Origin of the sequence: Pseudomonas sp. Root329 (assembly GCF_001424925.1) — a bacterium.
Taxonomy (GTDB): domain Bacteria; phylum Pseudomonadota; class Gammaproteobacteria; order Pseudomonadales; family Pseudomonadaceae; genus Aquipseudomonas; species Aquipseudomonas arabinosi.
Genome location: NZ_LMCV01000001.1, coordinates 521,283 through 538,117, shown reverse-complemented (window position 1 = coordinate 538,117; position 16,835 = coordinate 521,283). Strand labels below are relative to the sequence as shown.

General features: G+C 61.8%; 14 protein-coding genes. 8 read left to right on the top strand and 6 right to left on the bottom strand.

The genetic code is table 11. From position 1 onward, the window contains the following. Positions 1-103: 103 nt before the first annotated feature. Positions 104-478: a DUF6124 family protein gene (locus ASC74_RS02500; protein ID WP_056738974.1), complete on the top strand. Its 375-nt coding sequence runs from the start codon at positions 104-106 to the stop codon at positions 476-478. 114 nt (positions 479-592) lie between these two features. Here the strand turns inward: ASC74_RS02500 and ASC74_RS02495 are convergent, their stop codons facing one another. From ASC74_RS02495 to pilG, 6 genes are all read right to left on the bottom strand, one after another. Beyond that, the gene (locus ASC74_RS02495; RefSeq protein ID WP_056738972.1) at positions 593-1,048 is read right to left on the bottom strand and encodes a chemotaxis protein CheW; all 456 of its coding nucleotides are present in this window, start codon (positions 1,046-1,048) and stop codon (positions 593-595) included. Then, on the bottom strand, positions 1,041-6,947 hold the full coding sequence (locus tag ASC74_RS02490) for an Hpt domain-containing protein (protein ID WP_056738970.1): 5,907 nt from the start codon (positions 6,945-6,947) through the stop codon (positions 1,041-1,043). Before ASC74_RS02490 ends, ASC74_RS02495 begins: the two co-directional genes overlap by 8 nt. A gap of 52 nt (positions 6,948-6,999) precedes the next feature. Continuing rightward, positions 7,000-9,057: a methyl-accepting chemotaxis protein gene (locus tag ASC74_RS02485; protein WP_056738968.1), complete on the bottom strand. Its 2,058-nt coding sequence runs from the start codon at positions 9,055-9,057 to the stop codon at positions 7,000-7,002. Positions 9,058-9,212: 155 nt separating this feature from the next. Beyond that, positions 9,213-9,746 (bottom strand): chemotaxis protein CheW, encoded by a 534-nt coding sequence (locus ASC74_RS02480; RefSeq protein WP_056738966.1) that lies wholly within the window; start codon positions 9,744-9,746, stop codon positions 9,213-9,215. Positions 9,747-9,756: 10 nt separating this feature from the next. Continuing rightward, a complete protein-coding gene (gene pilH / locus ASC74_RS02475; protein ID WP_008068134.1) occupies positions 9,757-10,122 on the bottom strand; it encodes a twitching motility response regulator PilH in 366 nt (121 codons plus the stop codon). Between the two features lie 57 nt (positions 10,123-10,179). Beyond that, positions 10,180-10,584 (bottom strand): twitching motility response regulator PilG, encoded by a 405-nt coding sequence (gene pilG, locus ASC74_RS02470; RefSeq protein WP_008152601.1) that lies wholly within the window; start codon positions 10,582-10,584, stop codon positions 10,180-10,182. Positions 10,585-10,819: 235 nt separating this feature from the next. On the opposite strand from pilG, the gene gshB reads away from it, so the two are divergent. The 7 genes from gshB (at position 10,820) to ASC74_RS02435 (ending at position 16,825) form a co-directional block, all read left to right on the top strand. Beyond that, positions 10,820-11,773 carry a glutathione synthase gene (gshB, locus tag ASC74_RS02465; protein ID WP_056738965.1) on the top strand — a complete coding sequence of 318 codons (954 nt, stop codon included), beginning with the start codon at positions 10,820-10,822 and terminating at the stop codon, positions 11,771-11,773. Positions 11,774-11,850: 77 nt separating this feature from the next. Continuing rightward, positions 11,851-12,747, top strand: coding sequence for an energy transducer TonB (locus ASC74_RS02460; protein ID WP_056738963.1), 897 nt, complete (start codon positions 11,851-11,853; stop codon positions 12,745-12,747). Positions 12,748-12,927: 180 nt separating this feature from the next. Further along, the gene (locus ASC74_RS02455; RefSeq protein ID WP_046045231.1) at positions 12,928-13,500 is read left to right on the top strand and encodes a YqgE/AlgH family protein; all 573 of its coding nucleotides are present in this window, start codon (positions 12,928-12,930) and stop codon (positions 13,498-13,500) included. Continuing rightward, the gene (ruvX, locus tag ASC74_RS02450) at positions 13,500-13,937 is read left to right on the top strand and encodes a Holliday junction resolvase RuvX (RefSeq protein WP_005792259.1); all 438 of its coding nucleotides are present in this window, start codon (positions 13,500-13,502) and stop codon (positions 13,935-13,937) included. Before ASC74_RS02455 ends, ruvX begins: the two co-directional genes overlap by 1 nt. An 84-nt stretch (positions 13,938-14,021) precedes the next feature. After that, complete coding sequence (gene pyrR / locus ASC74_RS02445; protein ID WP_008152613.1) at positions 14,022-14,525, top strand: bifunctional pyr operon transcriptional regulator/uracil phosphoribosyltransferase PyrR; 504 nt, start codon at positions 14,022-14,024, stop codon at positions 14,523-14,525. 27 nt (positions 14,526-14,552) lie between these two features. Then, entirely contained in the window at positions 14,553-15,557 is a 1,005-nt protein-coding gene (locus tag ASC74_RS02440) for an aspartate carbamoyltransferase catalytic subunit (RefSeq protein ID WP_007897943.1), read from the top strand. Then, positions 15,554-16,825 carry a dihydroorotase gene (locus ASC74_RS02435; RefSeq protein WP_056738961.1) on the top strand — a complete coding sequence of 424 codons (1,272 nt, stop codon included), beginning with the start codon at positions 15,554-15,556 and terminating at the stop codon, positions 16,823-16,825. Before ASC74_RS02440 ends, ASC74_RS02435 begins: the two co-directional genes overlap by 4 nt. Positions 16,826-16,835 lie beyond the last annotated feature (10 nt).

Genomic DNA, 16,835 nt, shown 5'->3' with positions numbered 1-16,835 from the left:
CCGGGTTTGATCCTTACTCGGTTTTTCCAGTCCGCGTACAGCTGCCACCCTTTTCGTCTGGAAAACGAAAAATGGCAGCTCCATCACTACAAGGATCTTTGCCATGTTCAAACCAACTCCCAACCCGCCGGAAACCGACACCGGTTCCGAAGCATCCCTCGAAGCCGAAAAACTCAAGGAAGCCGCCGACCGCGTCTTTTCCTACTACTTCCCACCCCATGAAAAACCGGGCAAGCGCCGCAAACATCACCTCTTCAGCGTTTCCCCCGATATCGACACCGAAGCCCTCCTGACCAATGCCTCGGAAGACCTGCTGTCCATCAGCGCCATTGCTGCCGATCTGGCGGACGATGTGGAAGGCTCACGCCGTTCTGTAGCCTTGGCGCTCAGTCGCATGGCGGATGGGGTGCAGTTGTTGGTGGAGCGGGCGCTGGATCATCATGAGTCGTTACAGATGAAGGCTCGGGCCGGGGTTTAGCAGTGAGGTATTTGGTGAATTGACGGCCGCCATCGCGAGCAAGCCCGCTCCCACAGGGGATTTGTGTACGCCGCAAATCCAATGTGGGAGCGGGCTTGCTCGCGAAGGGGCCCGTCAGACCAACCCGGCATCCACAAGTAACTTCTCTAGCGCCAACAAATTCGGCACTTTGGCCACTTGCTCCCCGACCTGCACCGCCGCCTGTTCCAGCGGACACAACGGCACATCCACATAGCTCAACTGGCTATCAAGCTTGTAAGACCGCGGAATCCCCTGCACCAGCAACGCGATGAATTTCAAATCAGGCCGCCCACCAAGGGCATTGAGAATCACAATCCGCGCCCGCTCACCGATGACGATTTTCTGCCCACACGCCGACTCAAAACTCAGCAACGGAATCTGCCGGTTCCGCCACATGACCCGCCCGAGGTACCACGGCGGAGTGTCGAGGTCGAAGGCGCTGGGTTGGTAATCAATAAGCTCCGCAACTGCGACATTGGGCAGGATCAGGTTGCGGTCAGCCAAGGGCAACAGCAGCCCGGTGAGGTTGCTGGTGCGGTGCTCAAGCATGGGTTTTGCTCCACAGGGTGATGCTTTCGAGCAGCACCGATTCCTGATATGGCTTGCCGAGGTAGTCGTTGACGCCGATGGCCATGGCGCGGTCGCGGTGTTTCTGGCCGGTGCGGGAGGTGATCATGATGATCGGCAGGTGCTGCAGACGTTCGTCGGCGCGTACCTGGGTCGCGACTTCGAAGCCGTCCATGCGCGGCATTTCGATGTCCAGCAGCATCAGGTCAGGCATGTGTTCTTCGAGCAACAGCATGGCATCGACACCGTCCTTGGCGGTCAGCACGTTCATCCCGTGACGTTCCAGCAGACGGCTGGTGACTTTGCGCACCGTCACCGAATCGTCGACCACCAACACCAACAGTGGCTTGTGCGGCTCGACTTCCGCCTCCTGAGTCACTGGCTGTTGCGGCACTCGGGCCTGCATGGCACGGATCGGCGCCAGCAAATCGAGAATCAGCACCACTCGCCCATCGCCGAGAATCGTCGCCCCGGACAAACCCTGCACCGCCGCGAATTGCGGGCCGAGGCTTTTGACCACGATCTCGCGAGTGCCGGCCATGGAGTCGACTTGCACCGCGATGTACCGCTCGTTGCACTGCACCAGCAACACCGGCAGCGGCAGGCTCTGGCCCAGCAGTTTCGGGCGGTGACTGGTTTTCAGCAGTTCGCCGAGGTAGCACAGCTCATAGTGTTGCCCGGCGTATTTGTAAGTCGGCGGATCGAGCCGGTAATGCCCTTCAAGTTCGTTGGGCAGCACGCGAACGATGCCGTCGATGGTGTTCAGCGGGATCGCGTACTGATCATCAAAACACTGCACCATCAGCGCCCGGTTGACCGACACGGTGAACGGCAGGCGAATGCGGAAGTGCACGCCCTGCCCGGCCACAGAGTCGATGCTCATGCTGCCGCCAAGCTGCCGGACCTCTTCATGCACCACGTCCATGCCGACGCCGCGCCCGGAAATCTGGGTGATTTTCTCGGCGGTGGAGAACCCCGGTTGCAGGATGAATTGCAGCACGTCGCGGTCGCTGATGTCGCTGTCCGGCGCCAGCAACCCACGCTTGATCGCCTTGCTCCGCACCGCGTCCAGCGGCACGCCGGCACCGTCGTCGCGGATGTCGAAAATGATGTCGCCGCCCTCTCGCGACAGGTCGAGAGTGATTCGACCCTGAGCCGGTTTACCCGCCGCGATACGCACCTCGGCGGATTCCAGGCCATGATCCACGGCGTTGCGCAGCATGTGTTCCAACGGCGCGGCCATGCGCTCGAGGACGTTGCGGTCCATCTCGCCTTCGGCATTGCCGACGATGAATTCGACGTCCTTGCCCAACTCGCCGGAGACCTGACGGACGATCCGCTTCAAGCGCGGCAGCATCCGTTCGAACGGCACCATGCGCGTGCGCATCAGGCCTTCCTGCAATTCGGTGTTGATGCGGCCCTGCTGCTGCAGCAGGTTTTCCGCGTCCTGATTGCGTCGGTCGAGGGTTTCCTTGAGGTCGAGCAAGTCGGAGGCGGATTCGAACAGCGCGCGCGACAGTTGCTGCAACTGCGAGTGGCGGTCCATTTCCAGCGGATCGAATTCTTCGTAGCCCAGGCGTTCGGCTTCGACTTGCTGACGACTGAGAATCCGCCCCTGGGTTTCCGTATCGAGCCGGCGCAATTGGTCGCGCATGCGCTCGATGGTGGTTTCCATCTCGCTCAGGGTCACGCGCGCATCGTTGACCTGTTGTTCGATCCGGCCACGGAAGATCGACGTTTCGCCAGCCAGGTTGACCAGATCGTCGAGCAGCTCTGCCGAGACCTTGACCATGTCCGCGCCGGCATCGGGTTGTGGTGCGGGCGTCTCGACTTTCGGCGTTGCGCACGCCACGGCCGGTGCCGGTGTTTCGGGCACTGCCGGATGACTGAAGTTCTTGATCGCGTCGATCAGTTGATCGGCGGGCGGTAAAGGCTGTCCGGCACGGGTCGCGTCGAGCATCTGAGCCAGTCGGTCGTGACTGCTTTGCAACAAGCCGAACAACGCGGCGGTGGGTTGCAGCACGCCAGCCGACAGGCCTTCGTAGAGGAATTCCAGCTCATGGGCGAGGTCGCCAATCGGCGCGATTTCCACCATCCGCGCGCCACCCTTGAGGGTGTGCAGGTCACGCAGCAGGGTTTCCACTTCCTGACGATTCGACGGCTCGGCCTGCCAGCGCACCAGCGCCGCGCCGGAGTTTTCGATGATGTCGAAACCTTCCTCGAGGAAGATCTCCAGCAGCTCCGGATCATGCCCCGGCGAATCCTCGGTTCGTGCCGGTTCGACCGTTTCAACAGCGCTGGCGTTGCCCTGGCGAAACTCGCGAATGGACTCGATCAGCTCACCCGGATCGCCCAATGGCCGCTGGTTCTGCAACTGATCAAGCAGCTGCGCGAGCCGGTCATGACTGTGTTGCAGCAGGTGCGCCAAGGCTTCGCTGTAGGCGTAACGGCGGTCCACCAGCCCTTCGTAAAGGCTTTCCAGTTCATGGGCCAGATCGCCGACCGGCTCGACCTCGGCCATCCGCGCACCACCCTTGAGGGTGTGCAAATCTCGCTGCAACGACAACAGCGGTGCAGCGTTGTCCGGGTCACTCAGCCAGCGCTGCAGGGCCTGGCCGGCGCTCTCGAGGATATCCACCGCCTCTTCGAGGAAGATCGAAACGAGCTCATCGTCCAGCCCAACCTGGGTCGCGGTCTGCTCCAGTTCGGCCGTGGCGCTGCCCAGTTCCCGAATGCTCAACGTGCGGCTGCCATCGCTGCGAATCAGCCCCATGGCCGACGGATCCAGGCTCTCATCGAGCAACCCGCGCAAGGCCCGAATCCGCTCGGGTTGCGGGCTGACTTCCTGGCCGGCGGCCAGTTCGTCGAGCATGTTGATCAGCGCTTCATGGGCACTTTGCGCCTCGCGGAAAAACGCCTCGCTGACTGCCAGGCTGCTTTCTTCCACCGCGCCGTAGAGGTCGAGCAACGCTTCGCAAAGCTCATCCACCGGATGCAGGTCAGCCAGGTGGGCGCCTTCGCCCAAGGTGGTCAATTCATCCAACAGCGCGCTGAGCTCCTGACGCTCGCCGGGATGTTGCTGCCAGCGCTGCAACAGGCTTTCGGCGTCGAGCAGGATGTCCATGCCTTTCGCGAGGAAGTTATTGATCAGTTGCGGATCACGCTTGATGCGCAACCCGCTATTGGGTGCACTCAGGAGGGTTTCCAGACGCTGGGCCAGCAATGCCTGGGTTCGTTCGATCAAGGAGCGGGCGCCGGGAATCTCCGTCAGTGGCTCAGTCTTGAGCTGTCGTAGCCCGAGACGGAACAGTCCTTCGGCTTCCAGCAACAGTTCGACTTCGTCCAGGTCGAGGGCGATCAGGTGCGCCTTGTACTCCCGGGTCAGATGATCCAGTGGCTTCGCCAGCTCGGCGATCGGCAATACGCCAGCCATGGAGGCGCTGCCCTTGAGGGTGTGCAACGCCCGCTGCAGCTCGTCGCTGGCCTGCAATGGCACGTGCTCGGCGGCTTGATCGAGGAAGCGGTTGAGGCTGCCCAAATGGGTTTCGGCTTCGTTGCGGAAGATCTCAAGCAGCAGCGGATCGAGGGCGGCGACGTCTTGTGCGTCCTCGTCGGGTATCGGCTCATTGCCCTTGGCCAAGGCGTGCGCGCGTGCGGCCAATTGGTCGACATCGTTGCGCTGACGCTGGGCATGGTTGGCAAACTCGGTCACCAGTTCCGGTAGCAGATTCAGCGCATCGCCCAGCAGTTGTTGCACCGCCGGCCCCGGCGGAACGCTGTGTTCCAGTACGCGGTTGAGCAGGTTTTCCACCGCCCAGGCCAGTTCGCCCAGGACCAAAGCGCGGACCATCCGGCCACTGCCTTTCAACGTATGGAAGGCCCGGCGCAGTTCGCTCAGGGCAGACTTACTCTCGGGATCGGCCGACCAGCGCGGCAGGTACTCGCGGAGGATTTCCAGGACTTCATCGGTTTCTTCGAGGAACACTTCCCGCAGCTCATCGTCCACCGGTTCTTCACCGGTGGGCGGCGGCAACAGGCTTCCCGGGATAGTCAGGGCAGGCGGATTGACGGAAGACACAGGGCTGGCCAATACATCGGCCAGTGACTGGACGGTCTCAGGGTCATCCAGTTCCTGCAGATCCTGCATGACCTGCGCTTCAGTCGGGCTGAGCACATCTTCAAGCACCGGCACCTGTTGCTCGATGGGGAAAAAGCCGAGTGAGGCCAGGCTTTTTTCCGCGACGTCGAGCAACTTTTCGCCCGGCGCTTCGGGGTCGTCGCTGAGGCGCTCCAGGTAATACTCGATGCTGGTGATGACGTCGGCCAGGCTGTCCAGTTCCTGCCAGCCGGGGTGATCCGGATCGAGCAGCAAGTGCTCGCGGATGAAGTGGTTGCAGGTTTCGATCAGGCTCGCCGCACGGCTCAACGGAATCATCGCCAGCGCACCGCGCACCTGGGTCAGCAACGCTGGCAATGGCTGCAAGTGCTGGCGATCCCAGTCGGCGTCGATGTAGTCGACGATCATGTCCTTGGCCTGTTGCAGGCAGATGCGTGCTTCCTTGATCACGATCTGATGGATCTGGGTCAGGTCGGTGGTCGGCAGGCGGCTGTCTTCCTGGCTTTCCGGCTCGACGGTGCCGACCATGCCGGCGAGGGTCGCTTCGACGTAGAGCAAGGCACCGGCGACGTCCATCAGGATCGCGTCGTTGGGCTCACGCTGGCCCTGGGCGAGGCTGAGCACCACCGCCAGTTGGTCGATGATGACCTTGCGTGGCTGGCCGAAACCGAGCACCGCCAGGGTGTCGGCTATTTGCCGCAGGGGCGCCAGCAGGCTTTCGAGGTCCGAGGTGTGCTGGCGGTCGCTGCGCACGAACAGGTCCAGGCGTTCCTTGACCCGCACCAGCTCTTCACACAAAGCGGCCAACACCGAGCGCATGGCATCGCGGTCGGGACCGGCCAGCCGTGCTCGTTCTTCGTCGACCATCGCGCTGTCAGGTAGCGCGTCGTCCAGTCCGTAGCGATCTTTCATGGTCAGCATCTGCCCGGTGGGATGTTCGGCCTTGGCAATGTAGAACAGCAAACTCTTGAGTAACTCTAGCGGCGCCGGCTGATTGATTCCGGGCATGCCCTGTTCGAGCAGGCGCTTCAGTTCTTTGTCGGCCTCCTTGAACAGACTGCGCAACGCCGGACTGTTGGCGATCGAACCGCCGCGCATGCCTTCGACCAGCGCCGAGGCGACTTGCCACAACGGGCTCAAGGGCGCGTTGCCGCACAGCCCTTCGAGGCGCGCAAAAACCTTGGTCAGGTAACCGAGATTGGTTTCGCCGTCCTGCTCACGCAGCAATCCGACCAGGGCCATCTGCAACATCTGCCGCAACTTGCGCAGCACATTCGGTAAATCCGCCGGCTCCAGCAGCGCCAGCGACTCTTCGTCCAGTGGCGGCAGGTCCGGCAATTGCGGGCTGAACAGGCTGGTTTCCGACAACAGGCTTTCGCCACGGGCGCTGCGCAGATCGTTGATCAGTGGCAACACCACCAGCGGCAGGTCGCGGCGCGCACCTTGCACCCGGTCGAGGTAAATCGGCAGCTGCCCAAGGGCTTGCAACAACAGGTGGAGCGTCTCATCGCGATGACTGACGCGGTTCTGTTGCAAAGCCGTGGTCAGATGTTCCATCTCTTCGGCGAGCAGCGCCGCGCCGTAGAACTCGACCATCTGCAAACTGCCGTGAACCTGATGGATGCACGCCAGGCATTCACTGAGCGCGTGCATCGCCTGCGGGTCATCAAGCAACGTTTCAATCGCCTGGTGAGCCACTTTCAGCGTTTCGGCAATCTCGCCTTTGACCCACTCGAGGGCCACATAGTCGTGCCGATCACCCATAACCACTCCAAATCACTGCTCTACTCAAAAAAAGCATTCGCCCGCAGGCGTTTCACACTTTATCCGCAACCTCAGCCTTGGCGGCCGGCAAGGTGAAACCGGACACCGAACGCCGCAGCTGGCTGGCCATTTTCGCCAGGTTGCCAATGCTCTCGGCGGTGGCGGTGGAGCCAGACGAGGTCTGCGTGGTGATCTGCTGGATCACGTTCATCGTCAGGGAAATCTGACCGGCCGAAGACGTCTGCTGCTGCGCTGCGTTGGAAATACTCTGGATCAACGCGGCGAGGGTCTTCGACACGCCTTCGATTTCTTCCAGGGCCACTCCGGCATCCTGCGCCAGACGCGCGCCACGCACCACTTCGGTGGTGGTCTGTTCCATGGAAATCACCGCTTCGTTGGTGTCGGTCTGAATCGCCCGGACCAGGGTTTCGATCTGCCGGGTGGCGGCGGACGAGCGCTCGGCCAACCGCTGGACTTCATCGGCGACCACCGCAAAACCGCGCCCGGCATCACCGGCCATGGAGGCCTGGATCGCCGCGTTGAGCGCAAGGATGTTGGTCTGGTCGGCAATGTCATCGATCAGGCTGACAATGTCGCCGATCTCTTGAGAAGACTCGCCGAGGCGCTTGATGCGCTTGGCGGTGTCCTGAATCTGCTCGCGAATATTGTCCATGCCGTGGATGGTGTTGTGCACCACCTCGTTGCCCTTGTTGGCGATTTCCACCGAACGCTCGGCCACCGCCGAGGACTCAGCGGCGTTGGCCGAGACCTGATCGATGGACTGGGCCATGTCGTTGATCGCGGTGGAGGCTTCGGCAATCTGCTGCGCCTGATGCTCGGAAGCCTGGGCCAGGTGCATGGCGGTGGCCTGGGTTTCCTGCACGGCAGCAGCGACCTGGCCAGCGGTGAGGTTGATGGTCGCCACCAGATCGCGCAGTTGGTCCACGGAATAGTTGATCGAGTCGGCGATGGTCCCGGTGAAGTCTTCGGTCACCGAGGCGGTCACGGTCAGGTCGCCGTCCGCCAGGTCTTCGATCTCGTCGAGCAGGCGCATGATCGCGTTCTGGTTACGCTCGTTCTTCTCGGCCGTTTCACGCAGCTGACGATTGGTTTCCCGAACCATCACCAGACCGATGAGGATGATCGACATCAGCGCCAACAGGCCCAGCACGTAGCCGCCAATGGTGTCGGTGTTGCGCCCGCCGGCCAGGTTTTCGAAACCGCCGGCCAGGTGCGAGGCTTCCTCGAGCAGGGTCTGCGACAGGGTGAAAATATTGGTCGCCGATTCGCGGACCTTGAACAGCTCCGGCGAGGTTTCGAGGATTTCATCCACCGAACCCGAGACGAACTCGAACAGCTCGGAAATCTCGATCAACCGCGCGCGCGCATCGCGGTCTTCAACCTGGCTGACTTTCAGTGACGGATTGCCCTGGAGCATGCCGTTGAGCACCTGGCCGAATCGTGCCGCATCGCGACCGAAGGCGTCGGCGGCCTGCTGCGAATTTTCATCACCGGACAGCACGGTGTTCACCGCACCGAGAATCCGCTCAGCCAATAGCGACTGGCGCTGCGCCATGGCCACCTGCGCGGCCGGGGCACCGCGCTGGAGGAGCGTTTCGACGACTTTTTCGTACTCGACCTGCAACTGCGGCACGGTTTCGGCCAGCGTCGCGGCGACTTGATGCAGCGACAGCACGGTCTGTTCGCTGGAGAGGATCGCGTCGGTGTTTTTCAGCAGACGTTCCCAGTCCAGTTGCACGGCGCGCATTTCCGGGCGCACGGTGGACGGCGCCGGCGGCAGGCCGGTGGAGGGATCGCCTTTCTTCAGATAGCTCCAGCGTTGGGCAAAGTCGTTGCGCGCATCGCTCAGCAGTTTGAACGCCGCCGCCTTGCCGGCAGCGGCTTCGGTGGCGTTCTTGGCAATGCGCTGGGACAGCACGCGCAGCTCACCGGCGTGGCCGATGTACTGTTTGTCGTACGTAGCCTGGGTGTTGAGGTACGCGAAGTTGGCGAACAGCAGCATGATGAAGACGATCAGCGCGATGAACAGCACGATGATCTGTGACCGGCTGCGCGACCCTTCTGGCTTGCCTGTTTTTGCTTTTATCATCGGTCCTCGCCTGTTAACCAACCTTTAGAACCGCCGAAGATCCCTTGTGGGAGCGGGCTTGCTCGCGAAGGCGGTGTATCAATCGACATCTATGCTGAATGATCAACCGCCTTCGCGAGCAAGCCCGCTCCCACATTTAATAGGTGTCGAGCCAACTACAGCGCGACGTGCATAAAGCTTTGTGACTGCACCAACGCAAACGGGCTGAACACCTGCCAGGTCTGCTCGCGCTGAAACCGGCCTTTGATGAACGGTGCAATCGGGCCGTTCAAGGTATCTACCGGTTCCAGGCTGTCCTGGGCAAAGTGCTGCAAGCCGAAAACCTCATCGACCATCAACCCGGTAAACACCTCGTTATGCTCCACCACCAAGACCCGGCGCTGCTTGCGCACGGCTGAAAGCTCATGCCCGAAGAAGCCGCACAAGTCGATGATCGGCAACAGACGCCCGCGCAGGTTGGCCACGCCCTTGACCCAGGGTCTGACCCCCGGCAGTTGGGTGAACCGAGGCTCGTGCAACACTTCGCTGACCTCGCCCATCGGCGCGACGTACCAGTGCTCGCCCAGACGGAAGCCGATGCCGCTCCAACTGTCCTGCCGGGTTGGCTGGGACGGCAAGTCCGCCGCCAGCAGACGACAACGCTGGTCGATCTGCAGCAGCAGTTCGAAAGCCGTCAGCGACTCGGTCATGGCCGGACGATCAACCGGCCAGCACGTTGTTCAGGGTCTTGATCAGGGTTTCTTCGTCGACCGGTTTGGTCAGGTAATCCTTGGCGCCCTGGCGCGTGCCCCAGACCTTGTCGGTCTCCTGATCCTTGGTGGTGATGATGATCACCGGGATGTGCCCGGTTTCCGGGTCTTTGGTCAGCTGACGGGTCGCCTGGAAACCATTGAGGCCAGGCATGACGATATCCATCAGAACGGCGTCAGGTTTTTCCTGACGGGCCAGGGCCACGCCGTCGGCGCCGTTTTCGGCTTTCAACACTTCATGACCGTGCTTTTCCAGCATGCCGGTCAGTTTGTACATTTCGGTCGGCGAATCATCGACGATCAGAATACGTGCCATGGTCTTCCCCATTCTTGTCGACGCCGGGCCCGCTGGCCGAGCGTCACTGTGCGTGTCCTACTGCGGCAAAACGGCGGCGAAGCCCGGTACATGGGCCTGGATCGCGTTCAGCAGTTCTTCCTTGCTGAAAGGCTTGGTCAAAAACTGGTCGGAGCCGACGATGCGCCCCTTGGCCTTGTCGAACAGCCCATCCTTGGACGACAGCATAATCACTGGCGTGGACTTGAATGCACTGTTGTTCTTGATTAAAGCGCAGGTCTGATAACCATCCAGACGCGGCATCATGATGTCGACAAAGATGATGCCGGGGTGATTGTCGGCAATCTTGGCCAGAGCATCGAAACCATCGATGGCGGTGATCACTTCACACCCCACGTTCTTCAACAACGTTTCGGCGGTGCGGCGAATCGTTTTCGAATCGTCGATCACCATGACCTTCAAGGCGCTGGAATGCTGTTCCATAAATGCTCTGCCGTCGCCTTTGCGAATCAAATTGTCCGTTTTCGGGTTACCAGCGGCTCGAAACCCTTGATGTTCAAGGGTCAGCGCGACTTGGCAGCCTTTTTAGCACAGTCTCCAAAACCAATCTATCGGCCAACCCTGGCAGTGGTTTTTCCTTGACCGGGAACACACTCAGCGCCACTCTGACGCCACTTTTGCAGGTCACTGCGACCCACCCAATTTCGAGGAAAAACCCATGAGCGTTCGCGTCGGGATTGTCATGGACCCTATCGCCAGCATCTCCTATAAAAAGGATAGCTCGCTGGCCATGCTGCTGGCCGCACAGAAACGCGGCTGGGAACTGTTCTATATGGAACAGGGCGATTTGTACCAGGCCGAAGGCGAAGCGCGGGCGCGGATGCGGCCGTTGAAAGTCTTCGCCAACCCGGAAAAATGGTTCGAACTCGAAGCCGAGACCGACGCGCTGCTGAGCGATCTGGACGTGATCCTGATGCGTAAGGATCCGCCGTTCGACATGGAATTCGTCTACTCCACCTACCTGCTGGAGCAAGCCGAACGCGCTGGCGTGCTGGTGGTCAACAAGCCGCAAAGCCTGCGCGACTGCAACGAAAAGCTGTTCGCCACGCTGTTCCCGCAGTGCACGCCGCCGACCATCGTCAGCCGTCGCCCGGACGTACTGCGTGAATTCGCCGATCACCACGGCGACGTGATCCTCAAGCCGCTGGACGGCATGGGCGGTTCGTCGATCTTCCGTCACACCGCTGGCCACCCGAACCTGTCGGTGATCCTCGAAACCCTGACCCTGCATGGCAAACAGCAGATCATGATTCAGGGTTACCTGCCGGCGATCATCGATGGCGACAAGCGCATCCTGATGATCGACGGCGAGCCGGTGGATTACTGCCTGGCACGAATTCCTGCCGCTGGTGAAACCCGTGGCAACCTCGCCGCCGGTGGCCGTGGCGAAGCCCGACCGCTGACCGAGAAAGATCGCTGGATCGCCGCACAAGTCGGCCCGACCCTGCGCGAAAAAGGCCTGTTGTTCGTCGGTCTGGACGTGATCGGCGAGCATCTGACGGAAATCAACGTCACCAGCCCGACCTGCATTCGCGAGATTGATAACGCGTTCGGCACCGACATCGGCGGCCTGCTGATGGATGCCATCGATCAGAAGCTCAAGGCCCGTTGATATAGAACAGCCAAGAAACGACCAACATTGCGTTATCATCCGCGGCCTGTGAAAAACGCGATGTTGGTTTTTTTGTCATGACGCTCCCGTCCGATCTGCCCGCTGAACTCGCCCATCGTGGCGTGCGCCCGGCTGATCGCCTCGGTTTTACCCTGTTTCTCGCGGCGCTGATTCACCTGGCCTTGCTGTTGGGCGTCGGCTTTACGATGGTCGAACCCAAGCAAATCAGCAAAACCCTGGAAATCACCCTCGCCACCTTTAAAAGCGAAAAGAAGCCAGAGAAAGCCGATTTTCTTGCTCAAGAGAATCAGGAAGGCAGCGGCACCCTGGATAAAAAGGCAATTCCCAAGACCACCGAGGTCGCGCCTTTCCAGGACAACAAGGTGCAGAAAGTCACGCCACCGCCGGCGGCCAAGCCTCAAGTGGAGGCCGCACCGAAGGCAGCCGTGACGACCGTCGCGCCCAAGCCGAAAAAGGCCGCGGCCAAAACCGAAGAACCTAAGCCCGTCACCAAACCCGCCGTCGCCGCGCCGACGTTCGACAGTGAACAGCTGTCCACCGACATCGCCAGCCTGGAAGCGGAACTGGCCAACGAACAACAGTTGTATGCCAAGCGCCCGCGAATCCACCGCCTGAGCGCCGCGTCGACCATGCGCGACAAGGGCGCCTGGTATAAGGACGAGTGGCGCAAGAAGGTCGAGCGCATCGGCAACCTGAATTACCCCGACGAAGCGCGACGCAAGCAGATCTACGGCAATTTGCGCCTGATGGTTTCGATCAACCGTGACGGTTCGCTCTTTGAAGTGCTGGTGCTGGAGTCGTCCGGGCAACCGCTGCTGGATCAGGCGGCACAGCGCATCGTGCGGCTGGCGGCGCCGTTTTCACCGTTTACCGGGGATTTGTCGGATATCGATCGTCTGGAAATCATCCGGACCTGGAAGTTTGCCCGCGGGGACAAGCTCTCCAGCAATTGACACCCCACAAATCCCTGTGGGAGCGGGCTTGCTCGCGAATGCGGTCAATCATTCAACATTGATGTCGACTGACACGACGCCTTCGCGAGCAAGCCCGCTCCCACATTTGATCTGTGTTGGCTGCCAAATTGCGCCATCCTCAGCTTGTCAGTTCGCCCCTCCAACGCCACACTAGCGCTCATGAAGAACGTCAGCCCCAGCTACCTCAAGCATCAATTCCTGATCGCCATGCCTCACATGGTCGACCCGAACTTTGCGCACACCTTGACCTACATCGTCGAGCACACGGCCAATGGTGCCATGGGGCTGGTGGTCAATCGTCCGCAAGACCTCAATCTGGCCGATATCCTCGAACAACTGCGCCCTGACATCGAACCGCCGGTGCTCTGCCAGCATGTGCCGATCTTCATCGGCGGCCCGGTGCAGACCGATCGTGGTTTTGTCCTGCACCCCTCGGGGCAGAGTTATCAGGCCACCGTTGAGCTTGATGAGAAACTGGCCCTGTCGACCTCACAGGACGTGCTGTTCGCCATCGCCGACGGCGTCGGTCCGGCGAAAAGCCTGATCGCCCTCGGATACGCTGGCTGGGAAGCCGGGCAACTGGAAGCCGAACTGGCCCAGAACGCCTGGCTGACCTGCCCGTTCGATGCCGATATTTTGTTCAACACCAGCAGCGAACTGCGACTGGAAGCAGCGGCCAAGCACCTGGGCGTCAACCTCAGCCTGCTGACCAGCCAGGCGGGACACGCCTGATGGCCCTGCGCCTGATTTTGGGTTTCGACTACGGCACCAAACAGATCGGCGTTGCGGTCGGCCAGGTGATTACCGGCCAGGCCCGCGAGCTGTGCACTTTGAAGGCACAAAACGGTATTCCCGACTGGAATCAGGTCGAAGCCCTGATTAAAGAGTGGAAACCCGATGCCGTGGTGGTGGGCCTGCCCTTGAACATGGACGGCACGCCGAGCGACATGTGCCTGCGCGCCGAGAAATTCGCCCGCCGCCTCAACGGCCGCTACAACCTGCCCTTCTATACCCACGATGAACGCCTGACCACCTTCGAAGCCAAGGGTGAACGGCGTGATCGTGGCGGACAAAAGGGCAGCTACCGTGACAACCCGGTGGACGCCATCGCCGCCGCCCTGCTGCTGCAAGGCTGGCTCGACGAAAACACCGCACTGTTCGAATCCTGAAGAGCCGCAACACGCGTCTCTACTTAGCGACAACCCGAGCCACCTCTCCAGCAGAACCCGGCTCGGGCCCAAGAAGGAGCAACCATGAGCCTGCCCAATCCCGCCGAACTGATCAGCCAGATGGCGACCCGTCTCAAGGCGCACCTGGAACACCGTGGCATCAGCGAGCCGCGCTACATCGGTATTCGTACCGGTGGTGTCTGGGTCGCCCAGGCGCTGCTCGATGAACTGGGCAGCGACTCGCCCCTCGGCACCCTGGACGTCTCCTTCTACCGCGACGACTTCAGCCAGAACGGCCTGCACCCACAAGTGCGCCCGTCCGCCCTGCCGTTCGAGATCGAAGGCCAGCACCTGGTGCTGATCGACGACGTGCTGATGAGCGGCCGGACTATCCGCGCCGCCCTCAATGAGCTGTTCGACTACGGCCGCCCGGCCAGCGTGACATTGGTGTGCCTGCTGGACCTGGACGCCGGCGAGCTGCCGATCCGCCCGAATGTAGTCGGCGCGACCCTGTCGCTGGCGGCCCACGAACGGGTGAAACTGTCCGGCCCGGAACTCAAGCTCGAACTGCAAGACCTCGCCCTTTAATTCGCCCTATTGAGAGTCCCCCTCGCGATGACGCCTCTAGAAACCAAGCGCCCGCTGCAGCTCAATGATCAGGGCCAGCTGCGCCACTTCCTCTCGCTCGACGGTTTGCGCCGCGAGCTGCTGACGGAAATCCTCGACACCGCCGACTCGTTCCTCGAAGTCGGCGCCCGGGCGGTGAAGAAAGTCCCGTTGCTGCGCGGCAAGACCGTGTGCAACGTGTTCTTCGAGAACTCCACCCGCACCCGCACCACCTTCGAACTGGCCGCCCAGCGGCTGTCGGCGGACGTGATCACGCTGAACGTGTCCACGTCGTCGGCGAGCAAGGGCGAAACCCTGCTCGACACCCTGCGCAACCTGGAAGCCATGGCCGCCGACATGTTCGTCGTGCGCCACGGTGACTCCGGCGCGGCGCACTTCATCGCCGAACATGTCTGCCCGCAAGTGGCGATCATCAACGGCGGCGACGGCCGTCACGCCCACCCGACCCAGGGCATGCTCGACATGCTCACCATCCGTCGGCACAAGGGCGGCTTCGAAAACCTTTCGGTGGCCATCGTCGGCGACATCCTGCACTCGCGGGTGGCGCGCTCGAACATGCTGGCGCTGAAAACCCTCGGCTGCCCGGACATCCGCGTGATCGCGCCGAAAACCCTGCTGCCGATCGGCATCGAGCAATACGGCGTGAAGGTTTACACCGACATGACCGAAGGCCTGAAAGACGTCGACGTGGTGATCATGCTGCGCCTGCAGCGTGAACGCATGACTGGCGGCCTGCTGCCGAGCGAAGGTGAGTTCTACCGCCTGTTCGGCCTGACCACCGCGCGCCTGGCCGGCGCCAAACCGGATTGCATCGTCATGCACCCGGGGCCGATCAACCGCGGCGTGGAAATCGAGTCGGCGGTTGCCGACGGTCCGCACTCGGTCATCCTCAATCAAGTCACCTACGGCATCGCGATTCGTATGGCCGTGCTGTCCATGGCCATGAGCGGGCAGACTGCCCAGCGCCAATTCGAGCAGGAGAACGCCCAGTGAAGCTCAGCATTCTCGGCGCCCGCGTCATCGATCCGGCCAGTGGCCTGGATCAAGTTACCGATATCCATATTGAAGCCTGCAAGATCATTGCCCTTGGCGCCGCCCCGGCCGGTTTTGTCGCCGTCGACACCCTCGACGCCAAAGGTCTGGTCGCCGCCCCTGGGCTGGTTGACCTGAACGTCGCCCTGCGCGAGCCGGGCTACAGCCGCAAAGGATCAATCGTCAGCGAAACCCGCGCCGCCGCGGCCGGTGGCGTCACCAGCCTGTGCTGCCCACCGAAAACCAAACCGGTGCTGGACACCTCGGCCGTGGCCGAATTGATCCTCGACCGCGCCCGCGAGGCCGGCAACACCAAGGTGTTCCCGATCGGCGCCCTGAGCAAAGGCCTGGACGGCGAACAGCTGGCCGAACTGGTTGCCTTGCGCGATGCCGGTTGCGTGGCCTTCGGCAACGGCCTGGACAGCTTCCGCAACACCCGCACGCTGTGCCGGGCGCTGGAATACGCCGCAACATTCGACCTGACGGTGATTTTCAACTCTCAGGACCATGACCTGGCCGAAGGTGGCCTGGCCCACGAAGGCCCGACCGCCAGTTTCCTCGGTTTGCCGGGCATTCCCGAAACTGCCGAAACTGTGGCTCTCGCGCGGGATCTGCTGCTGGTCGAACAAAGTGGCGTGCGCGCGCACTTCAGCCAGCTCACCAGCGCCCGTGGCGTGGCCCTGATCGCTCAGGCCCAGGCTCGCGGCCTGCCGGTGACGGCCGATGTCGCCCTGTATCAACTGATCCTGACCGACGAAGCGCTGATCGGCTTCAGCAGCCTCTATCACGTCCAGCCGCCGCTGCGCACCCGCGCCGACCGCGATGGCCTGCGTGAAGCGGTGAAATCGGGTGTGGTCTCGGCCATCTCCAGCCATCACCAACCCCACGAGCGGGACGCCAAACTGGCGCCGTTCGGGGCCACAGAGCCAGGCATCAGCAGCGTTGAACTGCTGCTGCCGTTGGCGATGACGCTGGTGGAAGACGGTTTGCTGGATCTGCCGACGCTGTTGGCGCGCTTGAGCACCGGACCTGCCGAGGCCTTGCGCCTGCCGGCGGGCAAACTGGCGGTAGGTGGACCGGCGGACATCGTGCTGTTCGATCCGGCGGCGTCGACCGTGGCCGGCGAAACCTGGCTGTCCAAAGGCGAAAACTGCCCGTTCATTGGCCACAGCCTGCCGGGCGTGGTGCGTTACACCTTGGTGGATGGACGCATTAGCCACCAGGCGTAAGACCGCGTCG

Bases quoted from the DNA above. Each gene is read 5' to 3' on its own strand.
- ASC74_RS02500 (WP_056738974.1), top strand. From the start codon at position 104: ATGTTCAAACCAACTCCCAACCCGCCGGAAACCGACACCGGTTCCGAA.
- ASC74_RS02495 (WP_056738972.1), bottom strand. From the start codon at position 1,048: ATGCTTGAGCACCGCACCAGCAACCTCACCGGGCTGCTGTTGCCCTTG.
- ASC74_RS02490 (WP_056738970.1), bottom strand. From the start codon at position 6,947: ATGGGTGATCGGCACGACTATGTGGCCCTCGAGTGGGTCAAAGGCGAG.
- ASC74_RS02485 (WP_056738968.1), bottom strand. From the start codon at position 9,057: ATGATAAAAGCAAAAACAGGCAAGCCAGAAGGGTCGCGCAGCCGGTCA.
- ASC74_RS02480 (WP_056738966.1), bottom strand. From the start codon at position 9,746: ATGACCGAGTCGCTGACGGCTTTCGAACTGCTGCTGCAGATCGACCAG.
- pilH (WP_008068134.1), bottom strand. From the start codon at position 10,122: ATGGCACGTATTCTGATCGTCGATGATTCGCCGACCGAAATGTACAAA.
- pilG (WP_008152601.1), bottom strand. From the start codon at position 10,584: ATGGAACAGCATTCCAGCGCCTTGAAGGTCATGGTGATCGACGATTCG.
- gshB (WP_056738965.1), top strand. From the start codon at position 10,820: ATGAGCGTTCGCGTCGGGATTGTCATGGACCCTATCGCCAGCATCTCC.
- ASC74_RS02460 (WP_056738963.1), top strand. From the start codon at position 11,851: ATGACGCTCCCGTCCGATCTGCCCGCTGAACTCGCCCATCGTGGCGTG.
- ASC74_RS02455 (WP_046045231.1), top strand. From the start codon at position 12,928: ATGAAGAACGTCAGCCCCAGCTACCTCAAGCATCAATTCCTGATCGCC.
- ruvX (WP_005792259.1), top strand. From the start codon at position 13,500: ATGGCCCTGCGCCTGATTTTGGGTTTCGACTACGGCACCAAACAGATC.
- pyrR (WP_008152613.1), top strand. From the start codon at position 14,022: ATGAGCCTGCCCAATCCCGCCGAACTGATCAGCCAGATGGCGACCCGT.
- ASC74_RS02440 (WP_007897943.1), top strand. From the start codon at position 14,553: ATGACGCCTCTAGAAACCAAGCGCCCGCTGCAGCTCAATGATCAGGGC.